Consider the following 20,264-nt stretch of genomic DNA (forward strand, 5'->3'; position numbering starts at 1 on the left):
AGGGTCGGGCCTGATGGTCCGACAGCGAGGCGCGGCGGGGACGGTTCTCGTCACCGGTGCGTCGTCAGGGATCGGCGAGCTGACCGCGCGGGCTTTCGCCGCGCACGGCTGGCGGGTCTTCGGCACGAGCCGGCGCGAGCGGCCGGATGCGGCCGGGGTGGAGATGCTGCGGCTCGACGTGCGCTCGGACGAGTCGGCGCGGCAGTGTGTGGCGGAGGTGCTGGAGCGGGCCGGCGGCATCGACGTCCTGGTCAACAACGCCGGGACGATGCACGAGGGGCTCGCCGAGGAGACGTCGATCGCGCAGGCGGAGTCGGTGTTCGCGGCCAACTTCTTCGGGACCGCACGGATGGTCAACGCGGTACTGCCGGAGATGCGCCGGGCGCGGCGGGGGCGGATCGTCAACATCGGCTCGCTGGCGGCGTGGGTCGGCGAGCCCGGCGAGGGCTTCTACGCCGCGTCGAAGGCCGCGCTGGCCCGCTACACCGAGGCGCTGCGGCACGAGGTCCGGCACCTCGGCATCCAGGTCTGCCTGGTGGAGCCCGGTGCGTTCACCACCGGAGTGCTCGACGCCGCGACGTCCGCGGAGCGGGTGATCGCCGACTACGACGGCCCGCGCGAGTCCGCCCGGCGCACGCTGCACGAGGTGCTGCGCCGCGGCGACGACCCGCGGAAGGTGGCGGCGCTCGTAGTGAAGGTGGCCGGTGCGCGCTCGCCACTGTTCCGGTACGGAGCGGGCCGCGACGGCCGCTGGGTCCCGCTCCTGCGGACACTGCTTCCGCAGCGGCTCTTCGACCACCTCCTGCGCCGCAGCTTCGGGCTCTGACGATCGTCCACTGCAGACTGGCCCTGCTCACGTTCTGATCGTCATGGCCCTTTCGCGAAGACCGCGCGCGACGCTGTTGTTCTGGAACGGCCGGGTGTGGGCCCGGAGCAGGTCGAGTGCTCGCTCCGCGCGCCGGGACTCCAGCGGCGAGTAGTGGTCGAGGAACTCGTGCCAGGTGGCGCAGGCCTGTTCGAGCCGTCCCTCGGCCAGCTGAAGCTCCGCCAGCCGGGCCAGGCTGATGGCGTGGGTACGGCGTTCGCTGCGTGACCGGTTCCTGATGGAGACCCCGAGCGCACGGATCGCCGCGCCCCGGTCGCCGAGACAGTTGGCGGCGGCAGCGCTCTGGTAGGCCAGCGAGGCCGCGTGGCTCGTGCCGCCGGGAGAGCTGCCGCCGTCGGCACGGGCGAGCTGCGCCTCGGCCCTGCCGAGCGCCGCGAGCGAGGCGCGGCGGTTGCCCACCGCCGCCTGGGCGACACCGACCTGGCCGAGCAGGAATGCGCGCGCGTGGGGAGGTACGTGGCCGGACGCGGTCCGCACCGCGGACTCGGCCAGTGCCACGGCTTCGCCGCCGTGCCCCAGCAGGCGGGCCTGTGCGCTCAGCCCGCGCAGGGCCATCGCGTAGGTGCATCGGTCGCCGCCCTCCGCGGCGAGCCGTAGCGTTGTCAGGTAGTACTGCTGGGCGACGCTGTGCGACTCGTCGTCGAAGCACATGAAGCCGCACAGATAGCTCAGCCGTGCCGCGGTGCTGAGCAGCTCTCTGCGTACGGCCGACCTCCCGTCCGCGCGCAGCCACGGAGCGATCGTGCAGGCGAGGTAGCCGGCCAGCGCGCTCCGGGCATGGCCGCCCCCGAAGTTGAGGTCCGCGCCGGAGAACACGTGGAGCATGGCCGTCGCCGAGGTGATCTCCGTGCTGCCCACTCGGGTAGTCGTGCGGCCCTTCGGCTCCTCGGCCGGGATCATGCCGGCGAGCGCCGTCCAGCTCGGCGCGGACAGTGCCGCGATGCTGTACGCGGGAGCGACCGGACTTTGCGACGGACCGGCGGCTCGATACGCCTCGACCAGCCGGTCCGGGGCCGCCGTGGCCCACCACGGCCTCCGGCCGATGCGCGCGGTCGATTCCGGGGCCCCCAAGCCGATCTCTTCGATCGTGACGCGGCGCCCCAGCCTGCGCGAAAGGCTCTCGGCGATGAGCTCGGGAACAGGTGACCGGGGCCGGACGCCGGAAAGCCACTGCGCGACCGACGCACGCTGGTACGTGAGGTCGAGACCGGACTCCGCGCCGATCCGGTTGACCATGCGCGCGAGTGCCGGGCCGTTCAGTCCGGCCCTGCCGAGCAGCGACCTGAGTCGATGGTTCGGCACCCGCTGTGCTCGCATCGGTCTCCTCCGGCAGAAGCCCGCTCGATTCTCGGCCGAGGTGGCCGGATGGCGGGGCGACCGGCTGAAATCGCCCTTACCCGCGGTAAAACGCAGCTGGGAATGCGTTTCGTTCGTGAATACCGCCGATATCGGTCAGGCCTGGTCACGTAGCCACCAGTCCGGATCTTCCCCGTGGGTGGTGGGCCTTCCATTGCGCTGCACAATGCCTGCCGCTCGAAAGGTGGCTGATTTCGGCAAGGTGGCCCCCTCTGTCGGTAGTTCGGCGCGGTAATCCTCACATTACGCGCGGGGCCCGTAATTCCGTAGCGCCTGTTGAGGTGATCGGGCCTGCACGGACAGTATTTCGGGTACGCAGGTCCGGTGACCAGGCGCGGAATTGTCGCGCGCCGCCGGTTCCAGGCCGCACCCGGCGGCGGGTCACGAGGTCCGCCGGTGCCTGCGGACGGGACCGGCGCGCAGGTCCGGCCCCGGTGCGGGCTCGTGGCGCCGGACCGGAATCCGGACGCTCGTGCCGGGCTCGGTGCTCTCGGTACGGCGGGCGTCGCGCAACGTCCGGTACGCCTCGACCACGGCGGCCAGCCGCTCCTGACCACCGGGGCTGACGTCCGGATGGAGCTGCCGGACGAGGCGCCGGTACGAGGCGGTGATCTCCGCGCCGGTCGCCTCGCGGTGCACACCGAGCACCGCATACGGATCATCGGGACGTGGTCGCGCCATGGCGGCTCACCTCTCCGCGGTACCGGCGGGCGGGGCGCCGTGCCGCTGCTCGGCCACCTCGACCGGATCGGCGTCGAGCACGTCGTGAAACCCGTGCCCGAGTGGGGTGCCGATGTCCACCGGCCCGGCGCTCGCACGTGGCACGGAGATACCGCGCAGATCTTCCAGTGCCGGGTCGAGCAGCCGTAGCCCGGTGGTCAGGCAGCCGTGCGCCGCACGCAGGTCGGCCACGACCTCGCGGGTCGCGTCGGCCTGTCCGTCGGCGGCCGGAACGGCCGAGGGGACGCGCTCGATCAGCGTGCCGACCAGGTCGGCGAGCGCGCTCGCCACGTGGTGCACACCGGCGACCGCGGCGTGCAGCGCCGCGGTGCCGGTGAGCCCCGAGGTGATCTCCTGTTCGGCGCGCTCGACGAGGTGCTCGGCCCCGGCGAGCTTGTCTCGCAGCGACATGCCGTCGTTCCTCGTGCTCATCTCGTCACCTCCCTCCTTCCACGACCTGCCGCTGCGACGCCGCCCGTACTTCGTCGGCTACTGATTGATCTTCTTCGGCTCCGAGCCGCCGGAGACGGCGATCTTGCGGGGCTTCGCCTGCTCGGCGACCCGGATGCGCAGGGTGAGCACCCCGGCGTCGTACTGCGCGGCGATGTTCTCGGTGTCCAGGGTCTCGCCGAGGAACAACTGCCTGCTGAACACGCCGCGCGGACGCTCGGCGACGTGGAGATCGACGTCCTCGCCGTACTCGGGTTTGCGCTCGGCCCGGACCGTCAGGACGTTGCGCTCGACGTCGAGGTCGATCGACTCCGGTGAGACACCGGGCAGGTCGAAGTGCACCACGTACTCGTCACCGGACCGGTAGGAGTCCATCGGCATCGCCGCGGGCCTTGAGCGAGTGCCGTTGGCGCCGAGGAGCTGCTGGCTCAGCCGATCCAGCTCGCGAAACGGGTCGGTGCGCATGAGCATCGCCACTGCCTCCTTCCTCTGCTCGTGCGGTCACTCCCGGTGAGACTGCGTGTCGAGCAGAGCAGGCGGGGACCGCTGGCGCGGCCAGTGCTCACGGGCCGCGGCCGTGCGGGCGCCGCGGGCCCGGCCCGGTTCCGCTCCGGTTCGCCGGAGCCGGGGAGCACGCGAGGTCGCCGTGCTCGCGGGAGGGAGTGGCACCTGCGCGTGAGTGGCGCACTGCCCGAAGTTGGCGGCGACGATCGCGTCGAACTCCGCGTGCACCCACTCGTCGTCCGCGCAGAGCAGGTCCGCGAAGCGTTCGTCCGTACGTCCGGTGTCCTGGCGCATCCGCGATCACCCCGGCATGGTCTCCAACTACTACCAGGTACTCACGGCTATACATTTCTTATATCCAGCACGTGAGCTTATGTCAAGTAGCAGGATCAGGCGGCGCTTCCGAGTGGGCGGGTCGTCGTGTCCGCCGGCCTCCGGGAAGAGACATGCGGCCGTGCCGGTCCGCGCCGCGTGCACAGTGAGGCCGAAAAAGCCGGCAGGGAATACCGGGAAGCACCCGCGGATGTTAAATATTCGAAGACGTTAAACGTGCACGGTCTTTCCGTGCGTTATTTCCGGATGTGGCTGGCCCGCGTTGAAGTCGTTGAGCTAACCTCGGCGCGTTTCCCGCGGCCAACACGAATGGAAGCCGACAATGCCCGACGAGTTCCACGTCGAGATTCCGCTCTTCTTCTGCCCTTTCGACCCCGTGCTGCATCCCGGTATGGAGCTGGCGGAGCGACGTTGCGGCGAGTGGGCGTCGAACATCGGCCTGGCCGGCGGCGAGGCCGAGCTCGCTCGCTGGCATGCGGCCACCGCCGCCGACTTCTACGGCGGGATGGTGCCCGATGCGCCCACGGATCGCTATCAGGTAGCGGTCGACTGGGCCGCCTGGGGCTTTTCCTTCGACGACGCACACTGCGATGAGGACGGCGGCTCGATCACCCCGGAGCGTTTCATCGCGCTCGCCGCACGCCTGCTGCGGATACTCGACTCGGGCGACGAGCGGCTGTGCCACGGTGACCGACACCTGTTCGGTCTGTGGGATCTCGCGCGGCGCTACCAGGAGCTCGCGACGGCCACACAGTTCCAGCGGTGGGTGACGGCGCAGCAACGTTGGCTGTTCGGTGTCGTCCAGCAGACCGCCCATCGCGCGGCAGGCGGACCCGCCACCTTCGACGACTACCTGCTGACGCGCCTGCACGACGCAGGTGGCCCTCCCGTGCAGGCGATACTCGAGTTCGCCAACGACGAGGAGGTGCCGGGGGCGGAGATGGACGCACCTCGGGTCCGGGCGGTCACGGAGCTTTTCTGGATGATCGCGAGCCTGGACAACGACCGCGTCTCCCGCCACAAGGAACGGCTGGGGCAGCGCGACCACTACAACGCCGTGGATGTCCTCGCCCGCGAGCTCGGGCTGACCGAGGCGGAGGCGGTCGAGGAACTGGTCGGCTTCCGGGACGGCCTGATGGTGCTGTTCCTGAGGCTCCGGGAACAGCTGGCCCGGGGTGGCTCGAAAGCGCTCCGGACCTACCTCGACGCTCTCGGTCACGGAATCCGGTCCAACATCGACTGGAGCCTGCGCACGCCCCGCTACGCCACCCTGCGGCCGTCCGGGGAGTACCCGGCGGGTGCGACGATCCGGCTGCACGGCGGCTGCACCGGCAGCCCCGCCGAGCCCCGTGCGAAACCGCCGCCTCCGCCGAGCGTCGCGTGGTGGTGGACCCAGCTGTCGTGAGCGTCCGGCAGGGTGTTCCCAATGCGGCAGCGGTAGCGTTCAGCGCACCGGATGCCGCATTGGAGCCGCGCTCCCGGCCGGTCACGCGCAGGGAAACCACTGTGCCGCGGCATCCGCGCGGCGCCGGTCGGCGGCGAAGCGCCTGCGCACCTCCTCGATGGCGGCCTCGAGGGGGAACAGCTCACGGGTGACGAGCTGGTCGTCGTGGTCGGCGCTCACCGGATGCCAGTACACCCCCTCGGCGGTGACCGTGACCTCCGGGATCAGCGACTCGACCGTGAGCTCGAGCCCGCTCTCGGCCACTCCGCGGCGGGCGAGCGGACGGATCACCTGGTCCTCGCGCGCGATGCCGAGCCCGTCGAGGAAGGCGTGGAACGGCTCCAGGGTGTGCAGCTGCTCGGGAGGTAGCGTCGCCGCGACGCGGACCCGGAAACCCTCCGCCCGTGCCAGCCGGATCCCGTCCACCGCCCTCTGCCACGTTCCCCTGCCGCGATGCCGGTCGTGCGGCTCCGGTTCGGGTGAGTCGAGGCTGATCTGCAGCGCCAGCCGGGCCGGATCCATCCGGCGCAGCGCGTCGAGGCGCCTGCCGCGGAACAACATCCCGTTGGTGAGCAGCGTCGTGGGCAACGCCGCCGTGCAGGCCGCGACCAGATCGTCGATGTCGGGCAGCAGTAACGGCTCGCCGCCGGTGAGAATCAGCTCGCTCACCCCGGCCGCCGCGGCCTCGGTGGCCAGCCTGCGCACCCGGTCGGCACCGAGGGCCCGTCGCCGCGCGTGCGGCGAGGACCGGACACAGCAGTAGTCGCAGGCGAGGTTGCAGTCGAAGTTCGTGTACATCCACAGCCGCGTGCCCGGCAGCTGCCAGGGAGACAGTTCCGCGAACGGGTCAGGGCCCCGGCCGCGCCGCACGGTGGCGACTCCGTCAACGACGTCGACCAGCTCGTTGCCGGTCCGGGCGCACCATGCCGCGACGAGCGCGCCGTCCGCCGGATCCAGCGGCACGGTGACCGTGGCCCCGTCGGCCACCGTGCCGATGCGCTCGACCAGGTCCAGGATCACCATCGGTCGGAGATTCCCTGCGTGCGGACGGCTTCGAACAGCGAGTCGTACCCGGCCAGCCGTGGCGGAACCCACTGCCGCAGACCCTCCATCTCGAGGATCGGCCGGTGCTCCGGGTTGTCCCAGTCCATCGCGAACAACCGCTCGACCCACGGCCGGGTGCGTTCCTCGCTCAGCCGGGGCAGTGCGGTGAAGTTGCAGTGCGAGTAGGTGGGCGACTCCCAGAACACCTCGAACGCGCCGGGCATCAGCTCCTCACGCCCGATCGCCTCCCAGGTGTTGATGCCGAGCGCGGCGGCGTCCGCTCGGTCGTCGAGTACGGCGCGCAGGGCGTCCAGCTCGCTGCGGCCGGTGTCGCCGTGCTTGCCGACATCGCTGTTGATCCGCACCAGCTCGACCTCGTCCGCGCCGAGACCCGCTTCACCCAGGTAGTGCACCGGCAGGATCGCCGCCTGGGCGGAGTCCCGCGAACCGAGCGCGAGCCGCCGCCCCTTGAGGTCGGCCAGGCCGCTCAGCCCGCTGCCCGGCCTGGCGACGAACAGCGTCTGGAACACCGCGTCGGTGTCCCGCATGGCCAGCGCGCGGCACGCGCCCTGCGTGCGGCCGACGGTGCGGACCCAGGCCAGGTTGGTGTTCCACGCGATGTCGAGCGTGCCGTCGAGCAGCGCGTCCACCAGGCTGCCGTAGTTGGAGAACAGCACGAAGTCCATCGGCGCCGGTCCGTCCGCGAAGTAGCCGCGCATCCCTTCCCAGATGTTGACGACGTTCGGCGTGTAGGCGACGGCCCCCACGATCAACGGTTTGCTCACGGTGAGACTCCCTCGTCCACTGGTCAGAAAAGCGGCTGTCCGGTGATGGCCTTGCCGTAGAAGTCGTAGAGCGCGTCCGCGGTCGGAGCCATCACGTGCCCGGCCCGCGCGTCCCGGAAGTACCGGTCGATCTGCAGGTGCTCGGAGAAGGCCGCACCGCCGCACACCCGCATCGCCGCGTCGGTGACCCGCAGCGCCGCGTCGTTCGCGCTCGCCTTGATTCCGAGTACGTGCAGCATGGTGTCCTCGCCCGGCTCGGCCAGCCGATCGGCGGTCTGCCGGAGTGCGGCGCGGACACCGGCGACCTCGATCGACATCTTCGCCAGCTGCGCGCGGATCGTCGGCAGCGCGGACAGGCTCTCCTCGAGATGCTCGAACCTCGCCGCGCTCGCGTGCGCGACCGCCGCGTCGGTGGCCGCCCGCGACAGCCCGGCGGACACCGCGGCGTTGCCGAGGTTGAACCACGGCAGCACCGTCTGCATCATCAGCTCGAAGCCGGTGCCCGCCGAGCCCAGCCGGTGGTCCGCGGGTAGCTCCACATCGAGCTTCATCGGCGCGGACGCGTTGCCCCGCAGGCCGAGGCCGTGCCAGTCACCGGCGACGGTGACCCCCGCGGTGGCCGCGGGGACGGCGACCATGTCGACCGTGTCGGCTGTGCCGGTATCCGGAGTCAACGTCGACACGACGTAGACGTCGGCGTGCCCGGCGGACGTCACCCAGCTTTTGTCGGCCCGCACCCGGAGCCCGGCTCCGGTCGACCGCGCCTGCGACACCGGGGCCCAGAAGTGCGAGCGCGACCCCTTCTCCGACAGGGCCAGCGAAGCCAGTGCCTTGCCACTGGCAAGTTCGGACAGTAGTTCGGGCACGGCCGGTGGTGGTGCCGCCGCCAGCGGCATGGCGGCGCTGACGTGCATCAGGTAGATCATGGCCGTCGAGCCACAGGCGGCGGCGAGCGCGCTCACCACCTCGGCGAACTCGTGCGGCCCCTGGCCGAGCCCACCTGCCTCGGCAGGCAGCGTGAGCCCCAGCAGCCCGGAGTCCCGCAGCGCAGCCACCGCCTCCTCCGGGAACCGGGCGGCGGCGTCCACCTCCCTGGCGTGCTCGCCGGCCGCCGTCAGCACCGGTTCCAGCCGTGCGGTGAGGTCCTGCCTCGTCAGGTCCACGGTTGCCATCAGCCTTCCTGTCGGGTTCCGTTGTGTTCCCTCGGCACGAGCCCGGTCACCAGCAGGCCGACGCCGAGGCCGAGCAGCAGCGACAGCGTGGAACCGTTGCCCTCGAGCCAGTTCGTGTCCCGGCCCGCCTGGAGCAACTGCACGACGGCGGCTCCGAGAAAGGCGGCACCGGCGATCAGCACCACGATTCGCGACCGGAGCAGTCCGCCCGCCACGGCGAGGATCCCGATGGCGGTGACGACCACAAGGCCCGCCCCGCGCAGCTGCAGGAAGTCGTACGGCAGATGCCCGCCGGGACTGAGCGCGAACACCGTGCTGAGCAGGGCCGCCACCCCGAGGGCGACGACGGCGCGGTCGGGGCGGGTCATGTCAGCCTCGCCAGCAGTCGGGCACCGGCGCCGGCCCGGCCGCGCAGGGCGGGCCGCAGCACGGCGTCCACCCCGAAGTGGCGGCCCGCGGCGGTGGCGAACAACGCGAGGTGCGCCAGGATCATCAGGTAGTAGGACCAGTGCCATTCGTGTGGCGCGTTGAGCACCGAGAGCGTGATGACCAGCGACTGTCCGACGCCGACCAGCGCCCAGAGCCGGGTCGCGAGCCCGACCAGCAGGAACGCCCCGAGACTCGCCTCCACCAGCAGGGTGACCCAGCCGAAGAACACGAAGTTCGGCAGCACCACGTTCTCCACGAGCCAGGCGTAGGGACCCCACACCGGCCGGTCCACGGCGAACCGGGTGAAGTGGTACAGCCCGCCTCCGCCGGACTCACCGAAGTCCGGTGGCACCTTCCAGGCCGCGTTCTGGATCCAGAGCAGTGCGACGCCGACGCGCACGACCGCCAGCGACACCCGGGACGGCAGCGCCCCGGTCGCCGGTTCATCCACCCGGACGCTCATCCGGGGCCTCCACTGCTTCGCCGCTGCACGGCTTCCACTGAAGGCAATCGCGGGCGGCGGCACAACCCCGCGGCTCCTTACGGACCTCTAACGGGGCGACGAGCGGTCAGGCGGCGGTGGCCGGGGTGGACAGCAGCGCCCGGCCCGCGTCGGTCAGGGCGGCGGGCACTCGCTGCCCGACTCGCCCGGGCCGGGCAGGCCGGACCAGGCCCTCCCGCGCGAGCGCATGTGCGGCGAACTGGTCGCAGCACGGCACTCCGTCGACGAACAGGTCGGGTTCGCTACTGCACGACACGTGGGCACGTCCGGCGGCGACCGCGCGAAGCATGGCCAGTGTGCGGTGGTTTCCGGCGTCCATGTCAGGCCCCTCTCGGTTCGGCTCATAGATACGTCGAACGAGCCGGGAGGATTTCGACACGGATGGCGCATTGTGCCTGGTCACCTCTCGTGAATGCGCACACGAGTTAGAACACTGTTACGCACTCACGAGCGTTGACCTGCGGGATCACGTTGCCAGTGCCGCCTGGCAGTGCTCGATCAGCGCGGCGGTGAGGGTGGACGGCCGTACCCCGCGCGGTGACGCGGCGAGGATCGAGTTCGTCCCGAGATCCTCCACGATGGGCAGGAAGCGCAGCGGGCGCCCCTCGTCGCTCTCGGCGACCTCGTGCATCAGCAGCGCGCAGGCCAGTCCGCGCCCGACGATCGAGCGGATGGTGTGCACACTGGAGCTGCGGTACACCACGTTCGGCACCACGCCGAACCGGCGCAGCATGGCCTCGTTGAGATACGTCGCGGGCTCCACGTTCAGCAGTGCGAAGGGATGCCGCGCCAGTTCGGCGACGCTCACGGCGTCGTGCCGGGCGAGCGGGTGGTCGGCCGCGACGGCGATCCGGAAGCGGCGTTCCTTGAGCAGGACGGTGCTCGCCTCGGGATGCCGCTGTGCTTCGTAGATGAAGCACAGATCCACCTGCCCGCGCATCATCCGTTCCTGGATCTCCGGGCCGGTGTCCTCGACGATCTCCAGTCGGACGCTCGGGTGGTTGCGGGCGACGAACTCGGCCAGCTCGGGGATGACGAGGGGAGAGAGGGTCGGGAAACAACCGACCGTGTAGGTGCCGGTCTCCGCCGTCCCGTCCGCCGTGCTCACCAGGTGCCGCACCTCGCCTAGCAGCGTGCGGCTGCGCGTCGCCACCGCCCGTCCGGTGGGCGTCAGGTGGATTCCCTTGGCCGTGCGCCGGATCGCGAGCTGCACGCCGAGGACCGCCTCCAGCTCCTTCAGCGCCTGGCTGATCGCGGCCTGCGTGACGTGGCACTTCAACGCGGCCCTGGTGATCGACTGCTCTTCCGCGACGGCGACGAAGTATTCGAGCTGTCGTATCGTGACGTCCTTCATAAGCTGAGCTTAGGGCTTACCGGAAAAGATTCAGTTTTTCCCGAGGTCGGCCGGGTGCGAGCGTGATCGGCACGAACGCACGCATGACACGAGGGAGTGCCATGACCGAACACGCAACGCGGCCGGGACCGCATGTGGTAGCCCTGGGCACTGCGGGAGGCCCGCGCTGGTGGGACCGTCCCGGTGAGACGCCCCGCAGCGGCATCAGCACCGCGGTCGTCGTCGATGACGCGGTGTACCTGGTGGACTGCGGGCAGGGCACGGGGCGCCAGCTGGCCCGCGCCGGACTCCGGCTCGATCGGGTCCGCGGCCTGTTCCTCACTCACCTGCATTCCGACCACGTCGTCGACCTGGCCGCGCTGTTGCTGTTCGGCCAGTTCGAACGCAAGGACCGCGACGCCGGCCCGATCGCCGTGCGTGGTCCGGGCTCGCGCGGCACGTTGCCGCCGGTGTCCCGGCACGCCACCGCGATGCCCCGGGCGGTCGCGCCGTGGAATCCCACCCCGGGCACCGTCGACATGGTCGAGCAGCTCTGCGCCGCCTACGCGACCGACCTCAACGACCGGATCTTCGACTCGCTCACCCGCCCGCCGTCCGAGCACTACGAGGTGCGCGACATCGCCCTTCCCGCCGGCACCGGCTTCGACCCGGACGCGGTGGTGGCGCCGGAGATGGAGCCGTTCCCGGTGTTCGAGGACGACCACGTGGTGGTGACCGCGACGCTGGTGGCACATCCGCCCACGGCTCCGGCCTTCGCGTTCCGGTTCGACACGGCGAACGGCTCGGTGACGATCTCCGGCGACACGGCGCCGTGCAGCAACCTCGAGCGGCTGGCCATGGGCACCGGCCTGCTGCTGCACGAGGCGATCGACCTGGAGCTGATCGCGGGCCGCTACACGGACACGGAGATGCTCAGGGCGACCATGGACCACCACCGCCGGGCGCACACGACGCCGCGGCAGGCCGGCCGGGTCGCCGAGCGGGCCGGGGCCGGTGCGCTGGCCCTGCACCACCTGGTTCCCGCCAACGCCCCCCGTGCGTCGTGGCTGGCGGCGGCGGAGACGTTCGGCGGCCCGCTCTACGTCCCCGAGGACCTCGACGTGCTCCCGTTCGCCACGGTGCAGGCACCGCCTGCCGGCCTTGTCCCGGAGGTCCGCCGATGACCACCGCGAACCCCACCCCGCCGACGCAGGCGACGGCCGCGACCGCAGGCCCCCGCGAGATGCGCCGCATCCTCGCCTCCAGTTTTATCGGCACGGCCATCGAGTACTACGACTTCGTCCTCTACGCCACCGCCGCGAGCATCGTGTTCGACCAGGTGTTCTTCACCGGCGCCGGGGAGGGCGTCGCGCAACTGCTGTCCTTCGGCACCCTCGCGGCCGGCTACCTGGCCCGCCCGCTGGGCGGCGTCGTGTTCGGCCACCTCGGCGACCGGCTCGGCCGCAAGTCGATGCTGATCGTCACGCTCGTGCTGATGGGTGCGGCGAGCGTGCTGATCGGCCTGCTGCCCACCCCGGCGCAGATCGGTGTGGCCGCGCCGCTGCTGCTGGTCACGCTGCGAATCCTGCAGGGCGTCGCCGTGGGCGGCGAGTGGGGCGGTGCGATGCTGCTGGCGTTCGAGCGCGCCCAGAAGAGCAAACGCGGGTTCGCCGCGTCGTTCGCCTACATGGGGGCACCTGCCGGGGCGATCGTCGCCACGCTGGTGCTGAGCGCGGCCTCGACCCTGCCCCGCGCGGACTTCCTGGCCTGGGGCTGGCGAATCCCGTTCCTGCTGAGCGCCGTCCTGGTGCTGGTCGGTCTGGTGATCCGGCTGAAGGTGGCGGAGTCGGCTGTGTTCACCGAGGTCGCCGGGCAGGCAAGGGCCGCGAGGGCGCCTGTCGTCGAGGTGTTCACGAGGTACCGGCGCAGCTTCCTGATCTCCGTGGGCACCGGCATCGCGGGCCAGGCGGCGCAGGGCCTGATGGGTGCGTGGGCGATCTCCTACGCCGTGCGGCAGGCCATCCTTTCGCCCACCTCCGTGCTCAACGTCAAGGCGCTCGCCGGCGTGTGCACCATCGTCATGATCATCGTCGCCGCGCGGCTCAGCGACCAGATCGGCCGCAAGCGGGTGATGCTCGGCGGGATGGTGGGAGCCGCCGTCCTGGCGTTCCCCATCCTGCACCTGCTCGAGTCCGGGCAGACCTGGGCGGTGTTCCTGGCGCTGTTCCTCGGACTCAGCGTGGTCCAGGGCTTCACGGCAGGGCCCTACGGCGCGTTCGCGGCCGAGCTGTACCCGACCCGCATCCGCTACAGCGGTACGTCGATCGGTTACCAGACCGCGTCGACCCTCGGCGCGGGGTTCATGCCGATGCTCGCGACCGGCCTGGTGCTCGCCGCAGGCGGATCCCTGTGGCTGGTCGCGGTTGCCTGGATCACCCTCTCCGCGATCAGCGCGATCGCCCTGCTCGCCGCCCAGGAGGGCAAGGACAAGGAAATCCGGGAGATCGGGTAGCTGGTGACCGGCCTCCCGGAGGACACCCGGCCCCGCACGTGGCGGCCTCGGGCGCTGCGTGCGGGGCCTGAGCCCGATCCGCGGTTCACCCTTGCCAACGAACGAACGTTCCTGGCGTGGGTGCGCACGGCACTCGCCGTCATCGCGGGCGCGGCACCCATGCCGACCACGGACTCCAGCCGGAGCGGACATCGCTCGCGTGGGAGCCCACCGTGCTCGGCCTCGTGGTCGTCGCGCTGACGGTCGCCCGGCTCGCCCCGGCCGGTTCATGGCACGCCCTGCCGGCCGGTGCCGGACCGATGGTTTTCCCGGTGGGCCTGCTCGCACTGTCGGCCCGGCGGCACATCCGGCGCGTGAACCGGTTCCGCGCGGGTTCGGTCGAGCCGGGGTTCGTCGCCAACGTGCTGCTCGTCGCGCACGTCGTCGCGCCGGCGGCTGCCGCGATCGTGTTCCTCGGCTGAACCGGGTCGCGGGGCGGGGCAGCGGTGAGTCCACTTTGGACAAGCTGGGGTGAGTGACGGTTAACCAACAGGACCTTGACGGCAGATACATCGGATGTCTATCCTCGGTCGAACCCAAGTCCGACCGGAGGATTGTTCGTGGCGGGTGAATCCGGTTTCGCGTAGTGCCACGGACAATTGTCCTGTTCCGATACATCCGACGACTGATCGCCGCGACGAAAGCGGGGCACTGGGGGAGAGCCGCCGAAACCGGTGATCCGACCAATGAACGGTTCCGGCGGCGGAGAGAAGCCGTCTCCGTCGCCTACTCGGTGTGCTCATGACAAGGGAGTCGTGATGGCCAACAGACGCTTACGCGGTCGAGCGCCGCGGTTACTGGTGACCACGATGGTGGCGGCCACGGCGCTCGCGGGCACCGTCCTGACCGGAGGCGGCTCCACCGCCGTCGGCGAGCCGGCCACCGGCGCGAGCGGCGGCGCGAACCGCGACGCCGGGCTGACGCTGTGGTACGACGAACCGGCCACCGACTGGGAGACCCAGTCGCTGCCGATCGGCAACGGCGCGCTCGGCGCGAACATCTTCGGCGGTGTGCAGAACGAGCTGTTGCAGTTCAACGAGAAGACCCTGTGGACCGGTGGGCCCGGCTCGCCCGGCTACGACTTCGGCAACTGGCGCACGCCGCGCCCGGGTGCCATCGAGGCGGTGCGGGACCGGATCGACGCCGAAGGCACGGCCGATCCGGACTGGGTAGCCCGCCAACTCGGCCAGCCCAAGACCGGCTTCGGTGCCTACCAGGTCTTCGGCGACGTCCGGCTCACCCTGCCCGAGCAGCCGGCCGAGGTCACCGGCTACCGGCGGCACCTCGACATCGCCGAAGCCACCGCCGGCGTCGGCTACACCGCCGACGGCGTGCGGCACAGCCGCGAGTACTTCGCCTCGGCGCCGGACGACGTGATCGTCGCGCGGCTCTCCGCAGGCCGGCCGGGCGAGGTCGGTTTCACCACCGCGGTCACCGCACCGGACAACCGGTCGAAGACGGTGACCGCGCGGGACGGCCGGATCACCTTCGCCGGCAGTCTCGACGACAACGAGATGCGTTACGAGTCGCAGATCCAGGTGCTCAACGAGGGTGGTACACGCACCGACAACGCGGACGGCTCGGTCACCGTCAGCGGTGCGGACGCCGTCACGCTGATCCTCGCCGCCGGCACGGACTACTCCGACGCCTTCCCGGCCTACCGGACCGGCACCGACCCGCACGACGCGGTCACCCAGCGGGTGGACCGGGCCGTCCGGAAGGGTTTCCCGCGGCTGCGGTCGGCTCACCTCGCCGACTACCGGGAGCTGTTCGACCGGGTGAGCCTGGACATCGGCCAGGAGATGCCGGACATGCCGACCGACGACCTGCTGCGTGCCTACCGTGACCCGGCCACCCCGGCCGCCCACCGCAAGGCGCTGGAGGCACTGTACTTCCAGTACGGCCGCTACCTGCTGGTCGCCTCGTCGCGGCCCGGCTCGCTGCCGGCGAACCTGCAGGGCGTGTGGAACAACTCGACCTCCCCGCCGTGGAGTGCCGACTACCACGTCAACATCAACCTGCAGATGAACTACTGGCCCGCGGAGACCACCAACCTCTCGGAGACGGCCGCGCCGCTGTTCGACTACGTGGACTCCCTCGTACCGCCTGGCGAGGTCACTGCCGAGGAGATGTTCGGCAACCGTGGCTGGGTGGTGCACAACGAGACCAACCCGTTCGGCTTCACCGGCGTGCACGATTGGGCCACCGCCTTCTGGTTCCCCGAGTCCGGCGCCTGGCTCGCCCAGCACTACTACGAGCACTACCTGTTCACCATGGACGTGGACTTCCTGCGTGAGCGGGCTTATCCGATGATGAAGTCGCTTTCCGAGTTCTGGATGGACGAGCTCGTGACCGATCCGCGGGACGGAAAGCTGGTGGTGAGCCCGAGCTTCTCGCCGGAGCACGGCCCGTTCACCGCCGGTGCGTCGATGTCCCAGCAGATCGTCTGGGGCCTGCTGTCCAACACCGTCGCGGCGGCCACGAAGCTGGGCGAGGACGGGTTCGCCAGGCAGGCACAGTCCACACTCGACAAGTTGGACCCTGGTCTGCGGGTCGGCGAGTGGGGCCAGCTGCAGGAGTGGAAGGAGGACCGGGACGACCCGGACAACGAGCACCGGCACGTGTCGCACCTGTTCGCGCTGCATCCGGGCAACCAGATCAACCCGGGCGACGACCCCGAGCTGGTCGAGGCCGCCCGGACGTCGCTCACCGCGCGCGGGGACGCCGGCACCGGCTGGAGCAAGGCATGGAAGATCAACTTCTGGGCACGGCTGCTCGATGGCAACCACTCGCACACGATGCTGTCCGAGCTGCTCAGGAACAGCACCCTGCCGAACCTGTGGGACACGCACCCGCCGTTCCAGATCGACGGCAACTTCGGTGCCACCGCCGGTGTCGCGGAGATGCTGCTGCAGAGCCAGAGCGGCGTGGTGGACGTGCTCCCCGCGCTGCCGGACTTCTGGGACACCGGCTCGGTCGAGGGCCTGCGCGCCCGCGGCGACGTGACGGTGGACGTGGACTGGGCGGGCGGCGTGCCGACCCGCATCCGGCTCGCCGCGGGCCGCGGCGGTGCACTGACCGTGGCGAGCGACCTCTTCGAAGGCCGCTACGAGGTGGTGGACGCGGGATCGGGCAGGAAGGTGCCCGTCACGACGGGCGGCGACCGGATCACCATCGACGCCGAGCGGGGCGCGACGTACGAGGTACGGGCGCTGGCCTCGGTCGCGGTCGAGGCGCCGGATCAGGTCGCCGCCGCGACCCCGTTCGAGGTGGACGTCACGGTGGCGGCGCGGGGCCGGACCCTACCGGCCGGGCGGCTGGCGCTCGACCTGCCCGGGGGCTGGACCGCGACACCGGAGGGCCACCGGCTGCTGCCGCTGCGGAAGGGGGAGTCCAGGCGGTTCACCTTCTCGGTCACCCCGGTGGCCGGTGAGCAGGCCGGCCAGGCCGTCCGCGCGGTACTGACCGGGGACGGCTGGCGGCACACCGGTGTCACGAGGGTGGCGATCGAGCCGTTGCCGCCGTGCGCGGGGCCGTCGCTGGAAGGGCCACTCGTGGCGTGGGATCCGCAGTCGGGGTCCACAGTCGACGATGGATCGGCGTACCGGCGTGATGCCACCGTGCGGGGAACCGCGAGCTATGACGGTTCGGCGCCGACCGGGAGCGGCCTGCTGCTGGACGGGCAGTCGTTCCTGCGGACGGAGCCGACCTCGCTGGGCTTCCTGCGCGAGGCGACCTTCGCCGCCGAGGTGAAGGTCGACGGGTCCGGGTCGTACCGCCGGTTGTTCGACTGGCAGCCCAGCGGTGACCCCGGCACCGACGGCGTGCTGATCGACCTGACCCCGTCGAACAACGTGCGGTTCATCGGGGCCGGCAACGGCGTCACCACAGCGGCCACGATGCCCACCGGCCGGTGGGTGGACGTGGTGGTCACCATGACCGGCACCGGCGAGATCACCGTCTACCTCGACGGCGAGCGGGCGGGCACCGCCGAGGTGCCGGGCGACGGGATCAACGGTTGTGCCACCCGGGAGCTCCGGTTCGGCGCGGACCAGGGTGGCGGCCAGCGCCTGGCGGGTGCGGTCGACCGCACGGCGATCCTGCCCGGCGCGCTGGCCCCGGAAGAGGTGCCGAACTGGCGTAGCCACGCGTTCGGCTGATCGGTGACCGGTCGCGACGCGAGCGTGCTCATCGACTGGCTCGCGGGCAACGCCGACGGGGTCGCCCGCGAACCGGACGATCCCGCCGATCCCCGGTCATCCGGTGGCACGGGGTGTGGCCAGTGCACACCTCGTGCCACCGGGGGGTGGCGGCAGGCCACCTTGACCGCAGGGCGGCCTGCTCGTGAGGCTGGGTGGCCACCTGTTCCCAGCGCCGATGCCGAGGAAGCCGATGCGCCCGATCCGATACCTGCTCGCCGCCGCCGTGCTGAGCGCCGCCGTGGCCGGCGTGCTCGTACCCGGCGGCACGGCCTCCGCGGCCGAGCCGTCCTACCTGACTCGCGAGGCCACCTACACCGGTGTCGCGAACGGCTGGGCGAAGGTGGACCGCTACCGGGACACCACGGCCGGCTTCCGCGACGAGCAGTACCCGCCGGACGGCCGCGGCGACCAGGACGGGCAGCGCCGGACGTTCTTCGGCGGGGTGGCCCGGCCGTCGTCGTCGCGCTTCCTGCTCTACTCGGCGCCCGGGTGGAACACGGGCACCAGGACGACGCCCGTGCTGCTCGTGCACGGGGCCAACGACAACCCCGACCGCGCGTGGGCGAACCCCGGCGAGTCGGGCGACTTCGGGTGCGGGTCGGCGAGCTGCCCCGGCACCGGCCTGATGCAATACCTCAGCTCACGCGGCCACCGGGTGTTCGCCATCGGGTTCGCACACAAGCAGGGTGACAACTACCAGCAGGCACAGCAGGTCGGCGACGCCATCGCGATCATCAAGTCCCGTCTCGGCGTGAGTGCGGTGGACGTCGTCGGCTGGAGCAAGGGCATGATGTCGGCCAGGATGTACGTCGCCTCGGTCCGCCCGGACTGGGGCCGTGCGTATGCCGGTGACGTGCGCAGGCTGCTGCTGCTCGGCGGTCCCAACGGTGGCTACGACTACCCGTTCGCGCACGGCTGGGCGCACGACTTCTCGATCTGGCCGGAGTGCGGCGGCACGATCAACGCGCCGAGCCCGCACACCCGGATGACCTGCTACGGGAGCTACACCCACCACCCGGAGCTCTCCATCACGCCCACCGGCGGCTTCGACACCTACCCGGGGCAGCGGCAGATGCTCGCGCGGTGGGACGACGTCTACGGGGTGAACACCACGACCCAGGACTGGTACACCACGTACTACGGCGGGCAGGGCTTCTACACGGCCGGACCGGGCATTCAGGCCGCGATCGACGCCGGTTCACTCGTGAGCCGCATCCAGTCGGCGCCCACGCCGGCGAGCGTTCCGGTCTACCTGCTGGCCGGTGGCTCGCCCAGTGTCGTGGGCATCTGGAACGAGACCCGCGGCCCGAGCGACGGCGTGGTGTTCGTGTCGAGCGCGCTCGACACGGCAGGCATCGGCAGGGTCGGCGCGACCACGCTGGTGGGCTCGGCGAACCACCTGCAACTCGGCTGGGCGCCCTCGGTGATGCGGACCGTGGCGAGCTGGCTGTCCTGAAAGGACTGAGTAATGGACCACCTGCTCGGCGGGATCACCGCCCGTTCCGTCGCCACCCACCGGCTCACCGTCAACGTTCTCGAGGCCGAAGGACGCTCCGGCACGCCCGTCGTCTTCGTGCACGGCAACGTGTCGTCCAGCCTCTTCTGGCAGCAGGCGATGCTGGACCTGCGCGCGGGCTACCGGCCGCTCGCGGTGGACCTGCGCGGGTTCGGCGGCACCGACCCGGAACCCGTCGACGCGACCAGGGGCGTGCGCGACTACTCCGACGACCTCGCGGCCGTGCTGACGGTGCTCGGCCTGGAACCCGCGCACCTGGTCGGCTGGAGCCTTGGCGGCGGCGTCGTGCTGCAACTGCTGCGGGACCGCACGGAGCTGGTGCGCACGGTGACTCTGGTGAACCCGGTCTCGCCGTACGGGTTCGGCGGAACCCGCGGCGTGGAGGGCGAGCTGACCGACGAGGCGGGTGCCGGCTCCGGCGCAGGGACGGCGAACCCGGACTTCGTCCGGCTGCTGTCTGCGGGTGAGCGGTCGGCAGACTCACCGCTCTCGCCACGGCAGGTACTGCTCTCCTTCTATGTCAGGCCACCCTGTCAGCCGGAGCTCACGGACACGTTCGTGGAGTCGATGCTGAGCACCCGCATCGGCGAAGAGCACTATCCCGGAAACCTCGTGCAGACCGACGCGTGGCCGGGTGTCGCGCCCGGCGACTCCGGTGTGCTCAACGCCATCGCACCCAGCCACTTCCGGCTCGACGACCTGCACCGGATCACTCCGAAGCCGCCGATCCTGTGGATAAGGGGCGCCGAGGACCAGATCGTCTCGGACACCTCCATGTTCGACCTCGCCTACCTCGGCTCGATCGGTGCCGTGCCTGGCTGGCCGGGTGAGGCCACACACCCGCCGCAGCCGATGGTCGCCCAGACCCGCGCCGTGCTGGATCGCTACGTGGCGGCCGGTGGTCGATGCCACGAGGTGGTCGTCGCCGGCGCCGGGCACAGTCCGCACATCGAGCGCCCGGCCGAGTTCAGCGCGGCGGTGCGGGACTTCCTCGCCAAGGGATAGGGTCTCCTGCGCGCCGTCCGCCCCGCACCACC

Annotated in this window: 20 protein-coding genes and 1 pseudogene; 9 read left to right on the forward strand and 12 right to left on the reverse strand. The window is 71.1% G+C overall.

Annotated features, from left to right (window positions below; genetic code table 11):
• Positions 1 to 13 precede the first annotated feature (13 nt).
• The gene (locus tag JAP66_RS25995) at positions 14 to 826 is read left to right on the forward strand and encodes an SDR family NAD(P)-dependent oxidoreductase (protein ID WP_199434477.1); all 813 of its coding nucleotides are present in this window, start codon (positions 14 to 16) and stop codon (positions 824 to 826) included.
• Positions 827 to 853: 27 nt separating this feature from the next.
• On the opposite strand, the gene JAP66_RS26000 is transcribed toward JAP66_RS25995, so the two are convergent.
• The 5 genes from JAP66_RS26000 to JAP66_RS26020 all read right to left on the reverse strand — a co-directional run bounded on the left by JAP66_RS26000 (position 854) and on the right by JAP66_RS26020 (position 4,210).
• A complete protein-coding gene (locus tag JAP66_RS26000) occupies positions 854 to 2,203 on the reverse strand; it encodes a tetratricopeptide repeat protein (protein ID WP_199434478.1) in 1,350 nt (449 codons plus the stop codon).
• A gap of 420 nt (positions 2,204 to 2,623) precedes the next feature.
• Positions 2,624 to 2,923 carry a J domain-containing protein gene (locus JAP66_RS26005; RefSeq protein ID WP_199434479.1) on the reverse strand — a complete coding sequence of 100 codons (300 nt, stop codon included), beginning with the start codon at positions 2,921 to 2,923 and terminating at the stop codon, positions 2,624 to 2,626.
• Positions 2,924 to 2,929: 6 nt separating this feature from the next.
• A complete protein-coding gene (locus JAP66_RS26010; RefSeq protein ID WP_199434480.1) occupies positions 2,930 to 3,394 on the reverse strand; it encodes a hypothetical protein in 465 nt (154 codons plus the stop codon).
• Positions 3,395 to 3,451: 57 nt separating this feature from the next.
• Complete coding sequence (locus JAP66_RS26015; RefSeq protein ID WP_199434481.1) at positions 3,452 to 3,883, reverse strand: Hsp20/alpha crystallin family protein; 432 nt, start codon at positions 3,881 to 3,883, stop codon at positions 3,452 to 3,454.
• A gap of 30 nt (positions 3,884 to 3,913) precedes the next feature.
• Complete coding sequence (locus JAP66_RS26020; protein ID WP_199434482.1) at positions 3,914 to 4,210, reverse strand: hypothetical protein; 297 nt, start codon at positions 4,208 to 4,210, stop codon at positions 3,914 to 3,916.
• A 361-nt stretch (positions 4,211 to 4,571) separates the two neighbouring features.
• Between JAP66_RS26020 and JAP66_RS26025 the strand changes: the two genes are divergently transcribed.
• A complete protein-coding gene (locus tag JAP66_RS26025; RefSeq protein ID WP_199434483.1) occupies positions 4,572 to 5,654 on the forward strand; it encodes a terpene synthase family protein in 1,083 nt (360 codons plus the stop codon).
• A gap of 81 nt (positions 5,655 to 5,735) precedes the next feature.
• Here JAP66_RS26025 and JAP66_RS26030 read toward each other — a convergent pair whose 3' ends face one another.
• The 7 genes from JAP66_RS26030 to JAP66_RS26060 form a co-directional block, all read right to left on the reverse strand.
• Positions 5,736 to 6,716, reverse strand: a complete 981-nt coding sequence (locus JAP66_RS26030; protein WP_199434484.1) for an Rv1681 family radical SAM protein — start codon at positions 6,714 to 6,716, stop codon at positions 5,736 to 5,738.
• Positions 6,710 to 7,522 carry an Rv1680 family SBP-like protein gene (locus tag JAP66_RS26035; RefSeq protein WP_199434485.1) on the reverse strand — a complete coding sequence of 271 codons (813 nt, stop codon included), beginning with the start codon at positions 7,520 to 7,522 and terminating at the stop codon, positions 6,710 to 6,712. Before JAP66_RS26035 ends, JAP66_RS26030 begins: the two co-directional genes overlap by 7 nt.
• Before the next feature lie 23 nt (positions 7,523 to 7,545).
• Positions 7,546 to 8,694 (reverse strand): Rv1679 family acyl-CoA dehydrogenase, encoded by a 1,149-nt coding sequence (gene fadE16 / locus JAP66_RS26040; protein WP_199434486.1) that lies wholly within the window; start codon positions 8,692 to 8,694, stop codon positions 7,546 to 7,548.
• Positions 8,694 to 9,062: an Rv1678 family membrane protein gene (locus tag JAP66_RS26045; RefSeq protein ID WP_199434487.1), complete on the reverse strand. Its 369-nt coding sequence runs from the start codon at positions 9,060 to 9,062 to the stop codon at positions 8,694 to 8,696. The genes fadE16 and JAP66_RS26045 overlap by 1 nt, the downstream gene beginning before the upstream one ends.
• Positions 9,059 to 9,586 carry a TQO small subunit DoxD gene (locus tag JAP66_RS26050; RefSeq protein WP_199434488.1) on the reverse strand — a complete coding sequence of 176 codons (528 nt, stop codon included), beginning with the start codon at positions 9,584 to 9,586 and terminating at the stop codon, positions 9,059 to 9,061. The genes JAP66_RS26045 and JAP66_RS26050 overlap by 4 nt, the downstream gene beginning before the upstream one ends.
• A 106-nt stretch (positions 9,587 to 9,692) precedes the next feature.
• Positions 9,693 to 9,944 (reverse strand): hypothetical protein, encoded by a 252-nt coding sequence (locus JAP66_RS26055; RefSeq protein ID WP_199434489.1) that lies wholly within the window; start codon positions 9,942 to 9,944, stop codon positions 9,693 to 9,695.
• A gap of 147 nt (positions 9,945 to 10,091) precedes the next feature.
• Complete coding sequence (locus tag JAP66_RS26060; protein ID WP_199434490.1) at positions 10,092 to 10,979, reverse strand: LysR family transcriptional regulator; 888 nt, start codon at positions 10,977 to 10,979, stop codon at positions 10,092 to 10,094.
• 101 nt (positions 10,980 to 11,080) lie between these two features.
• Here JAP66_RS26060 and JAP66_RS26065 point away from each other — a divergent pair, with 101 nt between their 5' ends.
• From JAP66_RS26065 to JAP66_RS26090, 7 genes and pseudogenes are all read left to right on the forward strand, one after another.
• The gene (locus JAP66_RS26065) at positions 11,081 to 12,142 is read left to right on the forward strand and encodes an MBL fold metallo-hydrolase (RefSeq protein ID WP_199434491.1); all 1,062 of its coding nucleotides are present in this window, start codon (positions 11,081 to 11,083) and stop codon (positions 12,140 to 12,142) included.
• Positions 12,139 to 13,470 (forward strand): MFS transporter, encoded by a 1,332-nt coding sequence (locus JAP66_RS26070; RefSeq protein WP_199434492.1) that lies wholly within the window; start codon positions 12,139 to 12,141, stop codon positions 13,468 to 13,470. Before JAP66_RS26065 ends, JAP66_RS26070 begins: the two co-directional genes overlap by 4 nt.
• A 3-nt stretch (positions 13,471 to 13,473) precedes the next feature.
• Positions 13,474 to 13,620 (forward strand): annotated as a pseudogene (locus JAP66_RS32430) (YidH family protein); the annotation flags it as partial.
• Entirely contained in the window at positions 13,587 to 13,931 is a 345-nt protein-coding gene (locus JAP66_RS31870) for a DUF202 domain-containing protein (protein ID WP_210770664.1), read from the forward strand. The pseudogene JAP66_RS32430 and the gene JAP66_RS31870, both read left to right, overlap by 34 nt.
• A gap of 336 nt (positions 13,932 to 14,267) precedes the next feature.
• The gene (locus JAP66_RS26080; protein ID WP_235999487.1) at positions 14,268 to 17,669 is read left to right on the forward strand and encodes a glycosyl hydrolase family 95 catalytic domain-containing protein; all 3,402 of its coding nucleotides are present in this window, start codon (positions 14,268 to 14,270) and stop codon (positions 17,667 to 17,669) included.
• A 232-nt stretch (positions 17,670 to 17,901) separates the two neighbouring features.
• Positions 17,902 to 19,167, forward strand: coding sequence for an esterase/lipase family protein (locus tag JAP66_RS26085; RefSeq protein ID WP_199434493.1), 1,266 nt, complete (start codon positions 17,902 to 17,904; stop codon positions 19,165 to 19,167).
• Between the two features lie 12 nt (positions 19,168 to 19,179).
• Positions 19,180 to 20,232 carry an alpha/beta fold hydrolase gene (locus JAP66_RS26090; protein ID WP_199434494.1) on the forward strand — a complete coding sequence of 351 codons (1,053 nt, stop codon included), beginning with the start codon at positions 19,180 to 19,182 and terminating at the stop codon, positions 20,230 to 20,232.
• The last annotated feature ends 32 nt before the right edge of the window (positions 20,233 to 20,264 follow it).

Origin of the sequence: Qaidamihabitans albus, from assembly GCF_016464705.1 — a bacterium.
Taxonomy (GTDB): Bacteria; Actinomycetota; Actinomycetes; order Mycobacteriales; family Pseudonocardiaceae; genus Qaidamihabitans; species Qaidamihabitans albus.

Excerpts from the sequence above, each read along its gene's own strand:
- JAP66_RS26015 (WP_199434481.1), bottom strand. The coding sequence starts at position 3,883 with ATGCTCATGCGCACCGACCCGTTTCGCGAGCTGGATCGGCTGAGCCAG.
- fadE16 (WP_199434486.1), bottom strand. The coding sequence starts at position 8,694 with ATGGCAACCGTGGACCTGACGAGGCAGGACCTCACCGCACGGCTGGAA.
- JAP66_RS26085 (WP_199434493.1), top strand. The coding sequence starts at position 17,902 with ATGCGCCCGATCCGATACCTGCTCGCCGCCGCCGTGCTGAGCGCCGCC.
- JAP66_RS26030 (WP_199434484.1), bottom strand. The coding sequence starts at position 6,716 with ATGGTGATCCTGGACCTGGTCGAGCGCATCGGCACGGTGGCCGACGGG.
- JAP66_RS26000 (WP_199434478.1), bottom strand. The coding sequence starts at position 2,203 with ATGCGAGCACAGCGGGTGCCGAACCATCGACTCAGGTCGCTGCTCGGC.
- JAP66_RS26045 (WP_199434487.1), bottom strand. The coding sequence starts at position 9,062 with ATGACCCGCCCCGACCGCGCCGTCGTCGCCCTCGGGGTGGCGGCCCTG.
- JAP66_RS26055 (WP_199434489.1), bottom strand. The coding sequence starts at position 9,944 with ATGGACGCCGGAAACCACCGCACACTGGCCATGCTTCGCGCGGTCGCC.
- JAP66_RS26005 (WP_199434479.1), bottom strand. The coding sequence starts at position 2,923 with ATGGCGCGACCACGTCCCGATGATCCGTATGCGGTGCTCGGTGTGCAC.
- JAP66_RS26090 (WP_199434494.1), top strand. The coding sequence starts at position 19,180 with ATGGACCACCTGCTCGGCGGGATCACCGCCCGTTCCGTCGCCACCCAC.
- JAP66_RS26070 (WP_199434492.1), top strand. The coding sequence starts at position 12,139 with ATGACCACCGCGAACCCCACCCCGCCGACGCAGGCGACGGCCGCGACC.
- JAP66_RS26010 (WP_199434480.1), bottom strand. The coding sequence starts at position 3,394 with ATGAGCACGAGGAACGACGGCATGTCGCTGCGAGACAAGCTCGCCGGG.
- JAP66_RS26065 (WP_199434491.1), top strand. The coding sequence starts at position 11,081 with ATGACCGAACACGCAACGCGGCCGGGACCGCATGTGGTAGCCCTGGGC.
- JAP66_RS26025 (WP_199434483.1), top strand. The coding sequence starts at position 4,572 with ATGCCCGACGAGTTCCACGTCGAGATTCCGCTCTTCTTCTGCCCTTTC.
- JAP66_RS26060 (WP_199434490.1), bottom strand. The coding sequence starts at position 10,979 with ATGAAGGACGTCACGATACGACAGCTCGAATACTTCGTCGCCGTCGCG.
- JAP66_RS26050 (WP_199434488.1), bottom strand. The coding sequence starts at position 9,586 with ATGAGCGTCCGGGTGGATGAACCGGCGACCGGGGCGCTGCCGTCCCGG.
- JAP66_RS26080 (WP_235999487.1), top strand. The coding sequence starts at position 14,268 with ATGGCCAACAGACGCTTACGCGGTCGAGCGCCGCGGTTACTGGTGACC.
- JAP66_RS25995 (WP_199434477.1), top strand. The coding sequence starts at position 14 with ATGGTCCGACAGCGAGGCGCGGCGGGGACGGTTCTCGTCACCGGTGCG.
- JAP66_RS26020 (WP_199434482.1), bottom strand. The coding sequence starts at position 4,210 with ATGCGCCAGGACACCGGACGTACGGACGAACGCTTCGCGGACCTGCTC.